Annotated in this window: 12 protein-coding genes, 1 pseudogene and 1 riboswitch; of the genes and pseudogenes, 5 read left to right on the forward strand and 8 right to left on the reverse strand. The window is 69.4% G+C overall.

The genetic code is table 11. The features are described 5' to 3' along the window. Positions 1–114: 114 nt before the first annotated feature. Positions 115–1,671: an ISL3 family transposase gene (locus tag ACQP1K_RS25100; RefSeq protein ID WP_433501642.1), complete on the forward strand. Its 1,557-nt coding sequence runs from the start codon at positions 115–117 to the stop codon at positions 1,669–1,671. A gap of 55 nt (positions 1,672–1,726) precedes the next feature. Here the strand turns inward: ACQP1K_RS25100 and ACQP1K_RS25105 are convergent, their stop codons facing one another. From ACQP1K_RS25105 to ACQP1K_RS25120, 4 genes are all read right to left on the reverse strand, one after another. Next, a complete protein-coding gene (locus tag ACQP1K_RS25105; RefSeq protein ID WP_433498148.1) occupies positions 1,727–2,302 on the reverse strand; it encodes a redoxin family protein in 576 nt (191 codons plus the stop codon). Next, positions 2,299–3,504, reverse strand: coding sequence for an MFS transporter (locus tag ACQP1K_RS25110; protein ID WP_433498149.1), 1,206 nt, complete (start codon positions 3,502–3,504; stop codon positions 2,299–2,301). Before ACQP1K_RS25110 ends, ACQP1K_RS25105 begins: the two co-directional genes overlap by 4 nt. 273 nt (positions 3,505–3,777) lie before the next feature. Beyond that, the gene (locus ACQP1K_RS25115) at positions 3,778–4,677 is read right to left on the reverse strand and encodes a hypothetical protein (RefSeq protein ID WP_433498150.1); all 900 of its coding nucleotides are present in this window, start codon (positions 4,675–4,677) and stop codon (positions 3,778–3,780) included. Further along, positions 4,664–6,499, reverse strand: a complete 1,836-nt coding sequence (locus tag ACQP1K_RS25120; RefSeq protein WP_433498151.1) for a hypothetical protein — start codon at positions 6,497–6,499, stop codon at positions 4,664–4,666. The genes ACQP1K_RS25115 and ACQP1K_RS25120 overlap by 14 nt, the downstream gene beginning before the upstream one ends. Before the next feature lie 690 nt (positions 6,500–7,189). On the opposite strand from ACQP1K_RS25120, the gene ACQP1K_RS25125 reads away from it, so the two are divergent. Together ACQP1K_RS25125 and ACQP1K_RS25130 are read left to right on the forward strand one after the other, a co-directional pair. Further along, a complete protein-coding gene (locus ACQP1K_RS25125; RefSeq protein WP_433498152.1) occupies positions 7,190–8,179 on the forward strand; it encodes a pirin family protein in 990 nt (329 codons plus the stop codon). Positions 8,180–8,349: 170 nt separating this feature from the next. Continuing rightward, positions 8,350–8,490, forward strand: a riboswitch (cyclic di-AMP (ydaO/yuaA leader). Between the two features lie 11 nt (positions 8,491–8,501). Beyond that, a complete protein-coding gene (locus ACQP1K_RS25130) occupies positions 8,502–9,242 on the forward strand; it encodes a glycoside hydrolase family 25 protein (RefSeq protein WP_433498153.1) in 741 nt (246 codons plus the stop codon). Between the two features lie 120 nt (positions 9,243–9,362). Here ACQP1K_RS25130 and ACQP1K_RS25135 read toward each other — a convergent pair whose 3' ends face one another. Both ACQP1K_RS25135 and ACQP1K_RS25140 read right to left on the reverse strand, forming a co-directional pair. Continuing rightward, positions 9,363–10,364: an AraC family transcriptional regulator gene (locus tag ACQP1K_RS25135; RefSeq protein WP_433498154.1), complete on the reverse strand. Its 1,002-nt coding sequence runs from the start codon at positions 10,362–10,364 to the stop codon at positions 9,363–9,365. Positions 10,365–10,697: 333 nt separating this feature from the next. Continuing rightward, a complete protein-coding gene (locus ACQP1K_RS25140; protein ID WP_433498155.1) occupies positions 10,698–11,270 on the reverse strand; it encodes a MarR family winged helix-turn-helix transcriptional regulator in 573 nt (190 codons plus the stop codon). Between the two features lie 526 nt (positions 11,271–11,796). Between ACQP1K_RS25140 and ACQP1K_RS25145 the strand changes: the two are divergent. Beyond that, positions 11,797–12,975, forward strand: a pseudogene (locus ACQP1K_RS25145) (RNA-guided endonuclease InsQ/TnpB family protein); the annotation flags it as partial. Positions 12,976–13,047: 72 nt separating this feature from the next. Here ACQP1K_RS25145 and ACQP1K_RS25150 read toward each other — a convergent pair. Then, on the reverse strand, positions 13,048–13,518 hold the full coding sequence (locus ACQP1K_RS25150; protein WP_433498156.1) for a MarR family winged helix-turn-helix transcriptional regulator: 471 nt from the start codon (positions 13,516–13,518) through the stop codon (positions 13,048–13,050). A 253-nt stretch (positions 13,519–13,771) separates the two neighbouring features. On the opposite strand from ACQP1K_RS25150, the gene ACQP1K_RS25155 reads away from it, so the two are divergent. Next, entirely contained in the window at positions 13,772–15,151 is a 1,380-nt protein-coding gene (locus ACQP1K_RS25155) for an extracellular catalytic domain type 1 short-chain-length polyhydroxyalkanoate depolymerase (protein WP_433498157.1), read from the forward strand. 109 nt (positions 15,152–15,260) lie between these two features. Here ACQP1K_RS25155 and ACQP1K_RS25160 read toward each other — a convergent pair whose 3' ends face one another. Next, the gene (locus ACQP1K_RS25160; RefSeq protein ID WP_433498158.1) at positions 15,261–16,094 is read right to left on the reverse strand and encodes a PaaX family transcriptional regulator; all 834 of its coding nucleotides are present in this window, start codon (positions 16,092–16,094) and stop codon (positions 15,261–15,263) included. Positions 16,095–16,248: the final 154 nt, after the last annotated feature.

Consider the following 16,248-nt stretch of genomic DNA (forward strand, 5'->3'; position numbering starts at 1 on the left):
TAATTTCGTGATCTTCCGGCGGAGGACTGCCGGTGGTGGTGATCATGTCGGGTGTCGATCTCGGAGTTGCTCGCGGTTCTCTTCCCCCACCTGGCCGACTTGGAGATCGACCAGGTGTACCGGTCCGGCAGGTCGGTACGGATCCGGGCCAGAACCCGCACATCGCAAGCAGCGTGCTCACGGTGCGGGACGGTTTCCCAACGCGTGCACAGCAGCTACGAGCGGCGGGTGTGCGACACCGCGGTCGGCGGCCAGGAGATAGTGCTTCACCTGCGGGTACGGCGGTTTCGGTGTGAGAACGACGACTGCGGCAGAAAGACCTTCGCTGAGCAGGTGACCGGGCTGACCGTCCGCTACGGCCGCTACAGCGTCCCGCTCCGCACGCTGCTGCAGACGATCGCACTGGCCTTGGGCGGCCGGGCCGGCGCCCGACTCACCCACCGCCTGGCCACCGCGGTCAACCGGATGACGCTGATCCGGCTGATCCGATCCCTGCCCGACCCCAAACCCGGCGATGGACCCCAGGTGCTGGGCGTGGACGACTTCGCCCTGCGCCGCGGTCACACCTACGGCACGATCCTGATCGACATCGCCACCAGCCAGCCGGTTGACGTGCTACCCGAACGCTCATCAGATGCGCTGGCCGCCTGGCTGAGCAAGCACCCCGACGTGGAGATCATCTGCCGGGACAGGGCCGGCTGCTATGCCGACGGCGCCGCCCGCGGTGCCCCGCAGGCGATCCAGGTCGCCGACCGGTGGCACATGTGGAGAAACCTCGGCGAGGCCGTCGAGCGGACCGTCACCAAGCACCGGGCCCACTTACGAGACCTGGTGGTCGCCACCTCACCGGGCGAGGTGCCCGCATCGGCGCCGGTCACCACCCCATCTGCAGGCGAGCTCGCTCCCTGCGAGCCGCGGTCGGACCGTCTGGCCGAGCGGACCCGCCGGCGGTATGCCCTCGTTCATCAATTGCTCACGCAAGGCCGTGACCTGCGCGCGATCGCCCGCGAGCTGAACTTGGCCCGCAATACCGTCCGCCGCTTCGCCCGCGCGAGCGATCCCGAGGAGTTGCTCGTGCACAACGGCACCGGCAAACGCCCCAAGATGATCGAGGAGTACGCCGGCTACCTGCGGCAGCGCTGGGAGCAGGGCTGCACCAACGCCGCGCAGCTCTACCAGGAGGTCACGGCCATGGGCTACGGCGGGACAGGCAGGTCGGTGCGCGAGTACGTCCGGCCCTGGAGATCCCAGATCGCCATCGTCCTGCCGCCACCACCGCCCACCGTCCGCCAGGCCACCGGCTGGTTCCTCCGCCACCCCGACACCCTCGAGGCCGACGATCACCAGCACCTGCAAACCTTGACCGCGGCCTGCCCGGCCCTGGCCGCGCTCCGCGAGCACGTCCGCTCTTTCGCCCAGATGATGACGCGGCTCACCGGCGACGGCCTGGAGCAGTGGATGAAGCGGATTCAGGCCGATGACCTGCCGGAACTGCACTCCTTCGTCACAGGACTACGCCGCGACTTCGACGCCGCCAAAGCCGGCCTGACCTTGCCTCACAGCTCGGGGAAGGTGGAGGGCCATGTCAACCGCATCAAGATGCTCAAGCGGCAGATGTATGGCCGGGCCAACCCCGACCTCCTACGCAAACGCATCCTCCTTGCCGACTGAGTCGGGTCAACGCACAGAATCAGTGCCAGAGCCAGTCTTCAGGATCCGACGACACCTAGAGCCGTCGCAGCCAGGTCAGGGTGCGGACGGCGTCCTGGTCGGGCGGGAAGACCGGGTAACGCACGTGCCGGATGAGCCCGTCGCGGAGCAACAGAGTGTGCCTGCGCAGCAGCGTATGCCCCGCGACCTCGAATGTGGGCAGCCGCAGCGCCCGGGTCAGCGCCAGATCGGCGTCGCTGAGCAGTTCGTAGCCGAGTCCCAGCCGCCGGACGGCCTCCCGCTGATACTCGGTGTCCTGCGTGCTGAGGCCGTAGACCATGACGCCGAGTTCGGTGAACTCCTCCAGGCCGGCGGAGTAGGCGAGGCACTGGGGGGTGCATCCCCGCGCGCCCGGGAGCGCGTTCCATTCCGTCGCCCCGCCCAGCGGCTCCTGCCCCGGCCGGCCGGTGCGCGGATAGGCGAAGACCACGACCCAGCCCTCCCTCGATCGGGCGGCGAGATCGTGCGGCCGCCCACCGGTGCCGGTCAGGGGTATGGCGGGCACCTGGAGCCCGGTCAGATGGGCGCAGGCGCCGTCATCGGGCGGCTCGGGCAGATCAGGGGGGAGGGTCCTGGGGTCGTGTGCCGTCACGTCGTCGCCCTTCCAGGTCTGCCCGCGATCAGTCCTCGGTAGGCGAGCCCCCCGCTGACCAGGCTCAGCAGTGCCGCGGTGGCGAAACTCCAGCGGGCATCCTGACCGGCGACTCCGGCGAGTGCGCCGAAGACCGCGGCACCGGCCGGATGGGCGACGAAGGCCAGCATACGCGCGTTGGCCGTCACCCTGCCCAACAGTTCCGGCGGCACCAGCCGCTGTCGCAGGGCCCGGATGTGAACAGAAGCGAAGATCGTCATCCCGCCGTGCAGGAAGTTGGCGACCAGCAGGACCAGCGGATGGGAGGACAGCGCGAAGGCCGCCAGGGTCCCGCCGAGGCCGATCACGGCCCAGCCGATGAGCTGCCCGGGAGCGAAACGGCTCGCCATCCTGTTCGCCAGGGCCGTCGCCACGACACCGCCGACTCCGGCGGCGGCGATGATCACTCCGACCCAGGCGGCCGACGATTTCAGCTCCACGGTGGCGTAGTAGATCACCAATGTCTCGGCGGCGACGACGAAGTTCACCGCGGCCTGTACGGTGACCAGCCAAGTGATCACGCGGTTCGAGCGGATGAACATGAACCCCTCGAACATCTCGCGGAGAATCGCGCCGCGGGGGGGTGTTCCGTCCTCGGCAGGCAGCCGCAGCGGCACCAGTGTGGCGACCGAGACCAGAAACGTTCCCGCGTTCAGCCACAGGGTCTTCTCGACTCCGATGAGAGCGACGATCGCACCGGTCAGTGCCGGCCCCAGCAGGAGTCCGAGCTGCCCGCTCATCTCGATGCGGGCGTTGCCCGCGACCAGATCGTCGTCCCGGAGCAGGGACTGGATCGCCTTGGCGAGGGAGGTCTCGAAGAAGACGCCCGCCCCAGCGGCCAGGCAGGCCAGGATCAGGACCAGCAAGGCGCCGTTGGGCAGGTTGACGGCCATCGGCATCAGCGCGAACAGCCCCGCCCTGAGTATGTCGCAGGCGATGAGCACCCGGCGGCTGTTCCAGCGATCGGCCAGCGGCCCGGCCAGCAGACCGACGAGCAGATAGGCGATCGTGCGCGGGGCAGCGGCCAGCGCCGCCAGCAGCGGATCGCCCGTGGCGTTCAACACGACCAGCGGCACGATCAGCACCGCCGCTCCGTCGCCTACGACGGACACCGTCTGACCCGCCCACAGCAGCCGGAAGGGGCCACCGGCGACGGTGCTCACGCCACGCTCTATCCGCGATGGCACGGCGATGCCCCCCGGCGCCGCGTCGGCGTACCGCGCAGGGGAGACGCCATCGGGCCCGGCACGCCGGGAACCGGACACGCGGCGATCACCGGCGCGTCCCTCCTCTCCCCGCCGTGCTCTGAGAACCCGGGGACACCGGCGATCACGAAGCCGCGCGTGCCCGGCCCGCCCCGCGTCCGGTCGGCAGGCGTTTCCGGCGCATCCCGCACGTCTTCTGCGAGGGCCGCCACCATCTCCTCCACGTACGCGTCAGATGAGAAAGTCCCCGGGCCAGCCGTGCCGCGGGTCTCTCGCGAACCCCACCAGCGTGCCGACCACTCCCGACCGGTCACAGGGCAGGACGGTGTAGCCCGCGTGAACCTCCGGCGGCTGATCCAGGTCCGCCACGAGGCGGTAGATGACGGAGGGGTGCCGATCGGCCGGGTCGGCCGCCCGCCCGTGCTCGTCGCGCCATGACGTCCCATCGTGGATCCACGAGCCGCCGAAGCTCGTGCAGCTGTCCGGATGGTCGTGCCTGCGCAGTACGGCCGCCGTCGCGCTCACCGCTTCGGCGATCGAGCCGATCAGTACGGCGCAGCCGCCGGTGGCGCCGAGGACCTGGGCGCTCGTCGCCCGCCTGACCGTGAAGGCGGTGGTAGGGCGGCCGGTGAGCACCACGAGGTCTCGGTCCGCCGCGTCGCGTACGCAGGCCACGGCGGACTCGGCCGGCCGGAGGACATCGGCCAGATCCATGAGGTCCGCCAGCACGCCGACCGCGGCGGAGACGATCTGCCGGTGTTCGTCATGTCCCGCCACGCGCGTCGGAATGCCGCACAGCGCGAAGGGAAGCGCCCGGCGGATCAGATGGACCGCCGTTCCGTGTGCGGGCAGGAGCACGATCGCGGTTCCGCTTCCGTCCCATCTCGGCGCGGCCGGGTGGGTGGCGAGCATCCGGCGCGACGCCCAGCCGACGGTGAGCGCGATCTCACGCGCGAGGACGCCGGGCCAGGCCTGTGCGTCGATCCGGGGATCGCGGAGGGCGGCGACCGCCGCGGCCGGCACCCCGTCGGTGACGAGCGCGGCGATGCGCCTCAGCGTGCCCGCCGCCGGTCTGTGCTCGAGCGGCAGCACCTGACCCACGTCGAGCACGGCGGTGTCACTGGGTGACATGCCATCCGACCCGCTGCAGCACGGCGGCCTCGCCGTGCTGGTAGTGCTCGAGGATGCCGTCGAGGAAGCTCCAGGCCAACTGGGGGATCAGCGCGGCGCCCGCCACCACGTCACGGGTGAGCTCGTAGCGCTCGCACAGCAGCCGCAGCAGCTCACGCGTGTCGTCGCCGTGGCCGAGCTTGGTGTCCTCCGCGTCGTGCCTGCGCATCGCCGACACCAGCGCTTCGCTCTCCGGAAGCTTGCTGAACAACGTCTGGTAGAAGCCCTCATGGCGAGCGTGCACCTCCTTGCCCGCCGTCGAGAGCGTGAGCTGCAGGAAGGTGAGAGCCAGCACGTAGGCCTTCCAGTCGCGCAGGCCGAGCTCACGCAGGGTGCCGACGAGAGTGACGGTGGTGGGCAACGGTCTCAGCTGCTCGGTGCCCAGCCCCTGGTAGCCGTCCCCGCGTGCGCGTTCGATCCCGCGCAGGAACATCCGGCCGTGGTTGAACTCCTCGATCAGATGTTTGACCAGCTCGGCTCGGATCGCCGTGTCCGGGCATGCGGAGACCACCGCACCCGCGTGCTGCCAGATGCCGGCCACATAGTGGTAGTTCTCCACCATCCAGCCGTGGACGAGCGGCAGGGTCGGCTCCTCGGTGAGACGCCGCCACAGGCGATGACCGTCGATGGCGGTCATCCAGCTCTCCACCAGCTTCTCGAGATCGGCCTGCGTCGGTTCCCCGGCCCACCCTCGCGCGGCGCCGTCGGTGAAGTCACAGGCGATGGTGGCCGCGGTCTTGGCGGTCGCCTTGGCTTCGCGGTCCCGGACGCCGCCGGCGAAGGCGTACGCGAGGGCGAGCGAGCGCCTTACGAGGGGGTTGGCACTCCGCGGGCCGTGTACGTAGGAGTCGTACACCTCGGCCGGCCACACCGGCAGCCCGTCGGCCTCGCCCCCCAGCATGCGCTGCGGGGATTCGAGGGCGAGGTCGGGCAACTGGGCGACCAGCTCACCCGACAGCCCGGTGCCCAGCGCGTTCACCCAACGAACGATCATCTCGGCGACCAGGGTGGTCGCGTTCAGCCAATCCGCCAGTTCCTCGGCAGGCACCACCTTGGCCGCGCGGATGGCGTCGCGCCAGTTCGATCCGTGCCCCAGGCCGAGGTCGGTCTCGACGTGCTCGTAGATGGCCCGCACCACGTCTTCCGCGAGCTGCCCGCTGTCCACGAGCATGGTGTGCCAGCCGGACACGGCGTCCCGGTCGCCCGCGGTGTACTCCAGCAGACCGGAGCAGATCGCGGCCGCGAGGGGGCCGTAGGCGGCCACCGTACGCATGAGATGCACCCACTCGACGGTGACGGGCGAAGGCCGCGCCTGCCGCACCAGCTCACGCGGGCAGTCCATCGCGGCGAGGCCGTTCTCGAAATAGACGTCGTGGTCGGCCTCCTCCACCACATGGTGGGCCTGCAGCCGGATCAGCTGTGAGGGGCGCAGCGCGTCGGTGATGCCACTGGCCATCCGGAAGGGTGCGGCGGCCAGATAGTGCCGTGACTCCAGCAGGTAGGCGTACAGGGCTTCGCGTGCCGTACCGTCACGGAACCCGCGCCAAACCGGATGGCCGTAAATGTATTCAAGGCATGCCTGATATTGAGCCTCTACGAGCTCCTCGGCCAGGTCGGCGGATATGCAACGGTCCGCGGAACCGAGATTTATCGGGCGCCGTATGGCGTCGAGGAGTCCGGGAGCCCCGGCCGCGCTCAGCGGCATCTCGACCGAGTCGAGCAAGAGCGCCGGCCCGTTGCCGCCGGGAGCGATGAATGGAACAGTACGGCGAAGCTTACTCATCAGTCTCTCCGTCAACTCTCACTACGCCGACCAGGGATGAGACGGCTGAAGCGCACGTCGGCTCCAGCCGTCTCCGCATCCACTGATTACTCGACAACCGCGGCCCGGAGAGCGGCGGCAGCGGCCTCAGCCCGCTCCTGCACCTCGGCGATTTCCCGTAGAGCCTCGATGGTGAGTTCCTCTGCCATGGGATCCCCTTTCGGTTTCGCGGACAGCACGGACCATTGGTCTAGGGTCCGCACGAGACCGGACTTTACATAAATGAGAAAGGGATTTCAATAACCCATGTTCCAGCACTTGAATTCGATCCCTCATGTCCTCCGTGAACTGGCTTTATATCGGAGTGTGACCGACATGGACATGAGAGCATCCATCCCCACGCACAGGGACGAGCGCCCGGCATCGGGGCGGCGCCGGACCGTCCGATCCGCGTGCCATGCCGTCCGGCTCGCCCCCGGCGTCCGACGCGCGAGATCGACGACCCGCTCAGCCATGGCGGGGTCATCTCAAGCTCCCGGCGGACTCATCGGTCCGGCCGTACGACCAGGCCGACCGGCCGCGTCCGTGGAGGTCTGCCGCGAGTGGGCGCTGCGCCCGGGAGCCCGGGCAGGCTTGGCTTCGTCGGTGGAATGCGCAATGGTCGCAATTGGTTTCAGTCTTATGTAATTTAAGTTTCAACAGGAGCGTGCCATGCCCGCCATCACCGCCGACACCCTGACGCTGCCCCGCGTCGCCGCCCCCGACCCGGCAGTCACCACCCCCCGCCCCGTACGGTCCGTGACGACCGCGCCCAGCGGCCTCGAAGGCGAGGGCTTCCCCGTGCGGCGCGCCTTCGCCGGAGTGCCGCAGTCCGTCCTGGACCCGTTCATCCACATGGACCAGATGGGCGAGGTCGAGTACGCCCCCGGCGAGCCCAAGGGCACCCCCTGGCACCCGCACCGCGGCTTCGAGACCGTCACCTACATCATCGACGGCGTCTTCGAGCACCAGGACTCGAACGGCGGCGGCGGCACGATCACCGACGGTGACACCCAGTGGATGACCGCGGGTTCCGGCCTGCTGCACATCGAGAAGCCCCCGGAGCACCTGGTGGTCTCGGGCGGGCTGTTCCACGGCATCCAGCTGTGGGTCAACCTGCCCCGCGCGCACAAGTTCCACCCGCCCCGCTACCAGGACATCCGCGGGCGCGAGGCGGCGCTGCTCGCCTCGGCGGACGGCGGCGCACTGCTGCGGGTGATCGCCGGCGAGCTGGCCGGGCACCCCGGCCCCGGCGTCACGTTCACCCCGATCACGATGGTGCACGCGACCATCAGCCCGGGCGCCCGGCTGGAGGTGCCGTGGAACCCCGGCTTCAACGCCCTCGCGTACGTGCTGGCCGGCCAGGGTTCCGCGGGGACCGAGCAGCGACCGGTACGCAGGGGGCAGCTGGCCGCCTTCGGCCCCGGCGAGGCGCTGACCCTCGCCGCCGGCACCGCCCAGCCCCAGGCCGAGCCCAACCTGGAGGTGCTGCTGCTCGGCGGGCAGCCGATCCGCGAGCCGGTCTTCCACTACGGGCCGTTCGTGATGAACACCCGGGCCGAGATCATCCAGGCGATGGAGGACTACCAGGCCGGCCGCCTCGGCGTCATTCCCGCAGAACGTGTCCCGCACGCCGACGGACCCCTCTCCCCGGAGGAGTGAACAGTCCATCGCGAAGCTTCCGTCTCAGGATTTTTGTCCTATTTGCACCCCAATGGTGGTGTGTGTACCTTTTGACTCCACGGCACGCGCAGCGGTGACTCCGTCGTCGGTCGCGTTGCCGGTTCATTGCCCGGATCCGCGCGCCTCCTGACGGAACCATTCCCTCAGGAGGTGCACGGCCGCCGACTCCGCACCTCACGGAGCCGGGGACCACCCCTCGGGTGAATCGGAGCGCCCGCCTTGCGCACCGTAGGGCGCGCTCGCCACCCCGAACCCCTCAGCTGTCCCGGCAGGCGGCATGGAACCAAGGAGTCAATCCTTCATGCTGGAACACCGGTTCTCCGCAGCCCGAGCCTCTCTCAAACGCCACCTGAGCCTCTCCGGCAAGCATCTCGGCGCGGCCCTGGCCGTACTCACCGCAGCCGGCTTCTTCGCGGCCGCACCGGCGCAGGCGGCACCGCACACGCCCGGCGAAGAGAACGTCACGCTGATGTACGGCGAAGACGTCTCCAACCACGAGCCGAACCACGACTGGGTCACCAGCCCGGCGAAGTTCGGCATCATCAAGGCCACCGAGGGCCTGACCTTCCGCGACTCCACGTTCGCCCGTTTCTGGCGGGAGCTGGACGAGAAGGGCATCATCCGTGGCGCCTACCACTACGGTCACCCCAAGAACGATCCCATCGCCGAGGCCGAACACTTCCTCTCCATGGTGAACCAGCACCCCGCGAAACCCGGCGATCTGCTGGTGCTGGACCTGGAGACCACGAACGGCAAGTCGGTGGCCCACGTCAACGCCTGGGCCAAGGCCTGGCTCGCCCATGTGGAGGCCAGGACCGGCGTCACCCCGATGTTCTACAGCGGCTGGAACTTCGCCAACACCTATGGCCGCGGCCTGGCCGAGTATCCGCTGTGGGTGGCCCACTACAGCAAGGCCCCGGGCACCGTCACGCCGCCCGCCGACTGGAAGAGCTGGGCCATCCACCAGTACACCGAACACCCCATCGACAAGAACGTCTCCGCGCTCACCGTCGACGAACTGCGCGCCCTCGGCCGCAGCTGATCTCAGGGGGCCGTCCTCGCCGGCGCGGACCGTCGCGCTCCCGTGGCGCCGGGTCCGTCGCCGGCTCCGGCGAGGGCGGCCGCACGTTCTCGCCGGTCATGAAGGCCGCCGACGCGGGCGTCAGTGGCGCAGCGTCACCGAAGGGGGCTCGCCGAAGCACTGGCGGTAGGCGAGGGAGAACCTGCCGAGGTGGGTGAATCCCCAGCGGAAGGCGACATCGGTGACGGTCGTCATGCCCGCGGCGCCCGCCGTCAGCTCGGCGCGCACCCGGTTCAGGCGCATGTCCCTCAGGTACGCCATGGGGGTCGTGTCCAGATGGCGGCGGAACCCCTCCTGCAGCGCCCGCGCCCCCACGCCCACGGCCTCGGCGATGTCCTCAACGGTGAGCGGCTCGGCGGCATGGGCCTCGATCAGTTCCATGGCCCGCCTGACCACGGGCGGCGGGACATGCGGCTGCTCCCCTCGCAGGGCGGGGGTGTAGTTGCTGGGCTGGGCCAGCAGCAACTGCGTCATTAGCAGCTCCTCCAGCCGCTTGGCCGCGGCCGGCTGGGCCAGCATGGCGCCGCCGGTCTCCGCCTCCCGCCGGAGCAGGTCGACGATCGACAGCCACGACCGGGACGGGGGCCGGGTCAGATCCATGCCCAGGGAGAAGACGAGCGGCTCACCCGGCTGCCGCCCGAGCATCCTGCCGAGCTGGGCCTCGAGCGCCGATCGGTCGAACCGGGCGATGAGCTGTTCGTTCCCGGCGGCCCATCGTATGGACGTACGTCCCGTCGTCGACAGCACGTAGGCGAGCCCGGTCGTGGCCACCAGATGTTCGCGGCCCTGGCACACCTCCGCCGCCCCGGCCAGCGGGATCTCGACGAAGAAGTAGCTCCCCCACTCGTCCGGCGTGATCAGCATCTCCGCCCCGTAGCCGAGGTAGTAGAGGCCGACCCTGTCCAGCGTCACCCCGTTCATGCGGGCGTCGAGCCGCGTCCCGCCCTCGACGAGACGCAGTCCGTGCGGACCGAGTGCCCGTTCCACCCCCGCGTGGGCGTCCTCGACGTCGTGCGTGTGGAAGCACTCATGGGCCGCGAGCAGGGGCGGATGAACGAGCACGTCCTCCTCCCGAGCGGTCATGCGATCCGGACCGAGCTCCGCATCGAGTGGACGGCGGCCACCCGGCACGTCCCCGGCAATGCCCCACCAACTGGTCGCCAAACCGATGATCAGTCATACATCAGGCAACGTGTTCTTCTGTTCTAGAACACGGCAAGCCCTCCCCAAGACCGGGACGGGCGCCGAATCCCCGCCGCCGCGGCCGGCGGCCGGACCTCCTGCGGCCGGCCTCTCCAGCGGTCCGCCGGACGCGTTTCCGGTGGCGTACGGTCCCGGCCTCTTTCGGGCGGCGTACGGCCGGCCCCTGTCAGGTGGTGTAGTCCGGCCCCTGCCACGTGGCGTACGACGGGCCTTTCAGGTGGCGCGGCGGCGGCCACCGCGGCGGGGCGGGACCGGGGCGTCACGGTGCAGGCTCTCACGCCGCTCCTCGCCCTTCTCCTCCAGGTGGGTGATGATGCGGCGGAGGGTGTCGGCGAGATGCAGCGCGCCCTCTCCGCCCAGGGGGTCGACGACGAACGCCTCCTCCGCGTTGAACGCGGGGAAGGTCTCCTCCATCAGCGCCAGCCCCTCCCGGGTGAGGCGCAGCAGGGCCAGGCGGCGGTCGCCGGGATGCCGGCGGCGCTCGATCAGACCGCGCGACTCCAATGTCTTGATGATGCCGGTCAGTGTGCCCTTGGAGATGCCGGCCTCGGCCGCCGTGTGCCGGGTCTCGATCTCCTCCCAGATCCACACCACCCACAGCACCACGAAGGCGCTCCAGGTGAGGTCGGCGGCGCGCAGCGCCGAGTTCTCCAGGTGCTGCCGTACGGCACCGGCCGCACGATGGATGTTGGAGACCGCGACGAGAGCCTCCCGATTGACCGGGGTCGAGCCCAGCCGACGACCGACCGCCTCCTCCGTGGCGGACAACGAATAGTGCGCGGGCACGTCCCGGCTCCCTTCGGAGACTCAAGGGGGTGTTCCGAAAACCCTGTCCTGCTACGCACGGCCGGCCTTCTCAACACATCCCGACTCCCGCATCAGGACATTCGCGCACCTACGATCCGCGGACACGCGGGTCGTACGGGAACAAACGATCTGCATTCGGGCGTTGATCGGGCCGTCAGTCGATCATTCTATCGAACCCGTCCCCTCACCCGATGGAAGGTCCCTACGCGCGGGCGAGGCCGCCGCAGCCGGACGGTCCTGGCGATCATCTCGACCTCGGTCGCCGGTCTTCTCCCCCGCGACCCGCGCGGCGAGGACCGCCGGAGCCGGGTGGCCGCACCGGCGCCGCACGGCACCGACGGTCGTCCTCGCGTTCATCAGGACCTCCGAGGAGACCCCCGCCTTCAGGCGGGGGAGGAATCGGACCCCTGCGGAGCAGGGCAGGGATAGGCGGTTCGCTGCCAGGCGAACCGCCGTCTCGAACACCTGCATGATGCTTAGCTGATCGTACGGTAAAATGTGAGGCATGGCGCAGCTTGTGAAGCGGGCGTACAAGTACCGCTTCTACCCGACCCCCGAGCAGGCCGAGGAGCTTGCCCGGACGTTCGGGTGCGTGCGCCTGGTCTACAACAAGGCTCTTGAGGAGCGGACCCGCGCCTACACCCAAGAGGGCCGCCGGGTCTCCTACGTGGAGACCTCGGCGATGCTCACCGCCTGGAAGCGCACCGAGGAACCGGCGTTCCTCAACGAGGTGTCCAGCGTGCCGCTCCAGCAGGCGCTTCGGCACCTGCAAGCGGCGTTCGCGAACTTCTTCGCCAAGCGAGCCAAGTACCCAACGTTCAAGTCCCGTAAGCGCTCGCGTGCGTCGGCGGAGTACACCCGCTCCGCGTTCCGCTGGAAGGACGGGCGGCTGTTCCTGGCGAAGATGGACGGCCCGCTGAACATCGTGTGGTCGCGCCGGCTTCCAGAGGGGGCGGAGCCGTCCACGGTCACCGTGAGCAGGGACGCGGCCGGGCGGTGGTTCGTGTCGATTCTGGTCGAGGAGAAGATCCGCCCACTCGACCCGAGTGGGAACCGGGTTGGGGTGGACGCCGGGGTCACCGCCCTGGTCACGCTCTCCACCGGGGAGAAGGTCACCAACCCCCGGCATGAGCGGCGTGACCGGCGCAAGCTCGCCAAGGCGCAGCGTGCCCTGGCCCGCAAGCAGAAGGGCTCGAAAAACCGCGAGAAGGCCCGATTGAAGGTCGCCCGCGTGTACGCGCGGATCACCGACCGACGGCGCGACTTCCTGCACAAGGTCACCACACGGCTTGTTCGCGAGAACCAAGTGATCGCCGTGGAAGACCTGACCGTCCGCACCATGGTCCGCAACCACAGCCTGGCCCGCGCCATCTCCGATGCGTCCTGGCGGGAACTCCGCTCGATGCTGGAGTACAAGTGCGCCTGGTACGGACGCACGCTGGTGACCGTGGACCGGTGGTTCCCCAGCAGCAAGCTGTGCTCGGCGTGCGGCACCCTGCAAGAGGCGATGCCGCTGAACGTCCGGTCGTGGGAGTGCGCCTGCGGGGCGGTCCACGACCGGGACGTCAACGCCGCACGTAACATCCTCGCCGCCGGGCTGGCGGAGAGGTAAAACGCCTGTGGAGCTGGTGTAAGACCTCAACGAGAGTCCTCTCGGACGAGGCGACCGGCGGTGAAGCAGGAAGATCCGACCGGCGACGGTCGGAATCCCCTCCCTTCAGGGAGGGGAGGAAGTCAACAACGGCCGGGCCCGAAATCAGACGGGCGCGTCCGGACGCAGGGCCCGCGCGCACACGGTGAGCCCCTCCACGAGGGTCTCGCGCATGGCGTCGTCGATCTTCGCGAGCATGACCGCCTCGATGTCGTCGAGCGAGCCGTCACATCGACGTAGCACGGCCAGCCCCTCGGAGGTGAGCCGGGAACACAGCACCCGGCCGCCGCCCGGGTGCGGATCGCGGCGGATCAGTCCGCGCCCTTCCAGATCGCGGACGACGAGGTTCATCGCCTGCGGCGTGACGAAGGCGATGCGGGCCAGCTCCGCCGAGGACAGTCCCTCGCGCGCGCGCAGTTCACTGAGCGCCATGTACTCGGTCGTGGTGACGCCGTGCCGGGCGAGCGCGTCGTCCAGGCGGGCACGGATGCGGCGCTCCAGCCGGAACACCAGGTAGCCGAGGCGCGGTGCGGGTGCGGCCTCCTGGACGGCCGGGCGAGTGCGGCGGGGGGTCATCGCACGACGATATCGTGCGAGTCCGCGATGTAAGTTTCGCGACGGGATATCAACCAGCTTTATAACAAGTTGCTTGATAACCTGCGCGAACGCGCACTCTCCCCGGCGGGGTCGCCATGACCCGACCCTGCCCCGCCTTGACCATTGGTTTAACCGCTCCTATATCGGATGCATCATGTCTTTCCGAGTCGGCGGCGCCTCCGTCCGATGCGCCAGACAGGGGAAACCGCCGCAACTCGCAGAGGAGGAGCGGATGAAACGATTACTCACGGTGCTCACCAGGGCCTGCGTCGCCGTGCTGTGCGCCGCCGCGACCCTGGTCGTCGCGCACCCCGCCGCCGCGGCCACGCTGACCGAGGTGACCGGCTTCGGTTCCAATCCCGGCAACCTGCGCATGCACGTGTACGTGCCGAACAACACCCAGCAGAATCCGGCGATCGTGCTGGCCATGCACCCATGCGGCGGCTCGGGGCCGGGCTTCTACTCCTCCTCCGAGTTCGCTTCGCTGGCCGACCGGTACGGCTTCATCGTGATCTACCCGTCGGCGTCCAAGAAGATGAACTGCTTCGACAACTGGTCCGAGGCGTCCAAGGTGCGCGGTGGCCAGACCGACCCGGTGTCGCTCATGTCCATGGTGACCTACGTCGAGCAGCAGTACCACGGCGACCCCAACCGGGTGTTCGCGACCGGCAGCTCCTCCGGCGCCATGATGACCAACGCCATGCTCGCCCTGTATCCGGAGGTGTTCAAGGCGGGTGCGGCGTTCATGGGGGTGCCGTTCACGTGCTTCCCCAACGAGGCGGCCTACCAGCCGGGCGGCAACTCCGCCCCCTGCGTCGGCAAGACCGCACAGCAGTGGGGCGACCTGGTGCGTAACGCGAACCCCTCCTACCACGGACCGTGGCCGCGTATGCAGCTGTGGCACGGCACCAACGACTTCGTCGTCTCCTACTCAGAACTTGAGGAGGAGATCAAGCAGTGGACGAACGTGCACGGCCTGAGCCAGACGCCGACCAGCACGGACACCCCGCAGTCCGGCTGGGACCGCCGCCGCTACGCCGACTCCTCCGGAACGGTGAAGGTCGAGGCCTACACCATCCAGGGCGCCGGGCACAGCCTCCCGTCGAACGGCATGGCCGCCTATGCCATCGAGTTCTTCGGCCTCACCGGCCCGGCCCCGACACCGACACCCACGCCCACCCCGACGCCCACGCCCACACCCACACCCACACCCACCCCGACACCGACACCCACACCGACACCCACACCCACGCCGACGCCCACGCCGACGCCGACGCCGTCGGGCCCGAACGGCGCCACCTGCCGCGTCGCCTATACCCCCAATTCCTGGGGCGACGGGTTCACGGCGGATATCATGATCACGAACTTCGGCTCCGCCGCCATCAACGGCTGGGCCCTCACCTGGACCTGGCCGGGCAACCAGCGGATCACCAATGCCTGGAACACCACCGTGACCCAGTCCGGTGCCCAGGTCACCGCACGCAACGTCTACTACAACGCCACCATCCCCGCCGGAGGCAGCACCAACCTCGGCTTCCAGGGCGTCTACAGCGGTAGCAACGCCGCGCCGACCAGCTTCGCACTCAACGGAACGACCTGCACCACCGCGTAGCTCGAGCCGTACCGGCACGGAGCCGGGAGCAGGGTGGTGCAGGCCCGCCTCGGGCCCGCACCACCCACGCCGCCCGAGCAGCAGAGTGCCGGCGCCGCGGGGGCCGCCGTCACACGGCCAGCTCGTCCAGAACGGCGGTGGCCAGCTCGGCGGCGCGCGGTTCGTAATCCCGGGCGAGCGTGTGGAAGACCTGCTCGGCCCGGATCGCCGGCCAGTCCTCGGGCAGATGCTCGGTCGGCAGAAGGGGGTCCTGGCGGACGAGCTGCAGCCAGTCGGTGTGCAGCAGCAGCTGCCGCGCGAGGTCGTCCGGCGCGGCGGGAAGCGGCCGGGGGACGTCCCACTGGGCGAGGAACGCACCGTAACGCCGGGCGATCTGCTCCGTGTCGAACGCCTTCCTGACCAGGTCGGCCGCGTCGGTCGGCTCGAACGCCCGGGCGGTCAGGACGGTGACGCTGTCGCCCAGCTCCAGCGAGGCGAGGACGTCAGCGACCTCCTTGGTGCCCGGCGCTATCCACAGCCCGCTCTGCAGCAGGCCGAATCCGTTCCAGATGAGCCGCGACCGCAGATCGTGCCGGGTGCTGCGCCGGCTGTCCGGCAGCGAGAACCCGACGACTGTCCAGGTGCCGTCCCAGTCGCGGTTCACCGCGCCGGTCTTCCACACGCGCTCACGTCCGTCTTCGAGCACCTCCACGGCGCGCGAGGTCAGCCCGAAGTACACCTTCCGGCCCCGCCGATGGCGTACCAGCAGGTTGCGCTTCACCATACGGGCGAGCGTCGAACGTACGGCCTCCTCGGAGACGCCGAGGCGGGCGAACACGTCGATGACGCTCCCGGAGTAGACGGCGACGTCGCGGTGCAGCACATAGACGCCGAGGAAGCTGAACATCAATGACTGCGGGCGCGCGGACGGCGCCGCCTGGTCGTCTTCGCCACCGAGAGTCACAGCAAAAGGGTAGACGCTTCCCCATGTCATCCAGAACTTTGACGTCCGTCACGTAAGTGACGCATATCTGACGACGTCACGATCACCAGCGTGCGGCGTAGCTCGATCTGGACCGTGCGTAGCAGGACCTCCCCACGGGCACTCCCTGCGCCGT

Source organism: Sphaerimonospora sp. CA-214678 (genome assembly GCF_050942215.1).
GTDB lineage: Bacteria > Actinomycetota > Actinomycetes > Streptosporangiales > Streptosporangiaceae > Sphaerimonospora.

What these genes read in the sequence shown, in the direction of transcription:
- ACQP1K_RS25115 (WP_433498150.1), bottom strand. Translation starts at nt 4,677, where the DNA reads ATGTCACCCAGTGACACCGCCGTGCTCGACGTGGGTCAGGTGCTGCCG.
- ACQP1K_RS25120 (WP_433498151.1), bottom strand. Translation starts at nt 6,499, where the DNA reads ATGAGTAAGCTTCGCCGTACTGTTCCATTCATCGCTCCCGGCGGCAAC.
- ACQP1K_RS25125 (WP_433498152.1), top strand. Translation starts at nt 7,190, where the DNA reads ATGCCCGCCATCACCGCCGACACCCTGACGCTGCCCCGCGTCGCCGCC.
- ACQP1K_RS25130 (WP_433498153.1), top strand. Translation starts at nt 8,502, where the DNA reads ATGCTGGAACACCGGTTCTCCGCAGCCCGAGCCTCTCTCAAACGCCAC.
- ACQP1K_RS25135 (WP_433498154.1), bottom strand. Translation starts at nt 10,364, where the DNA reads ATGACCGCTCGGGAGGAGGACGTGCTCGTTCATCCGCCCCTGCTCGCG.
- ACQP1K_RS25150 (WP_433498156.1), bottom strand. Translation starts at nt 13,518, where the DNA reads ATGACCCCCCGCCGCACTCGCCCGGCCGTCCAGGAGGCCGCACCCGCA.
- ACQP1K_RS25155 (WP_433498157.1), top strand. Translation starts at nt 13,772, where the DNA reads ATGAAACGATTACTCACGGTGCTCACCAGGGCCTGCGTCGCCGTGCTG.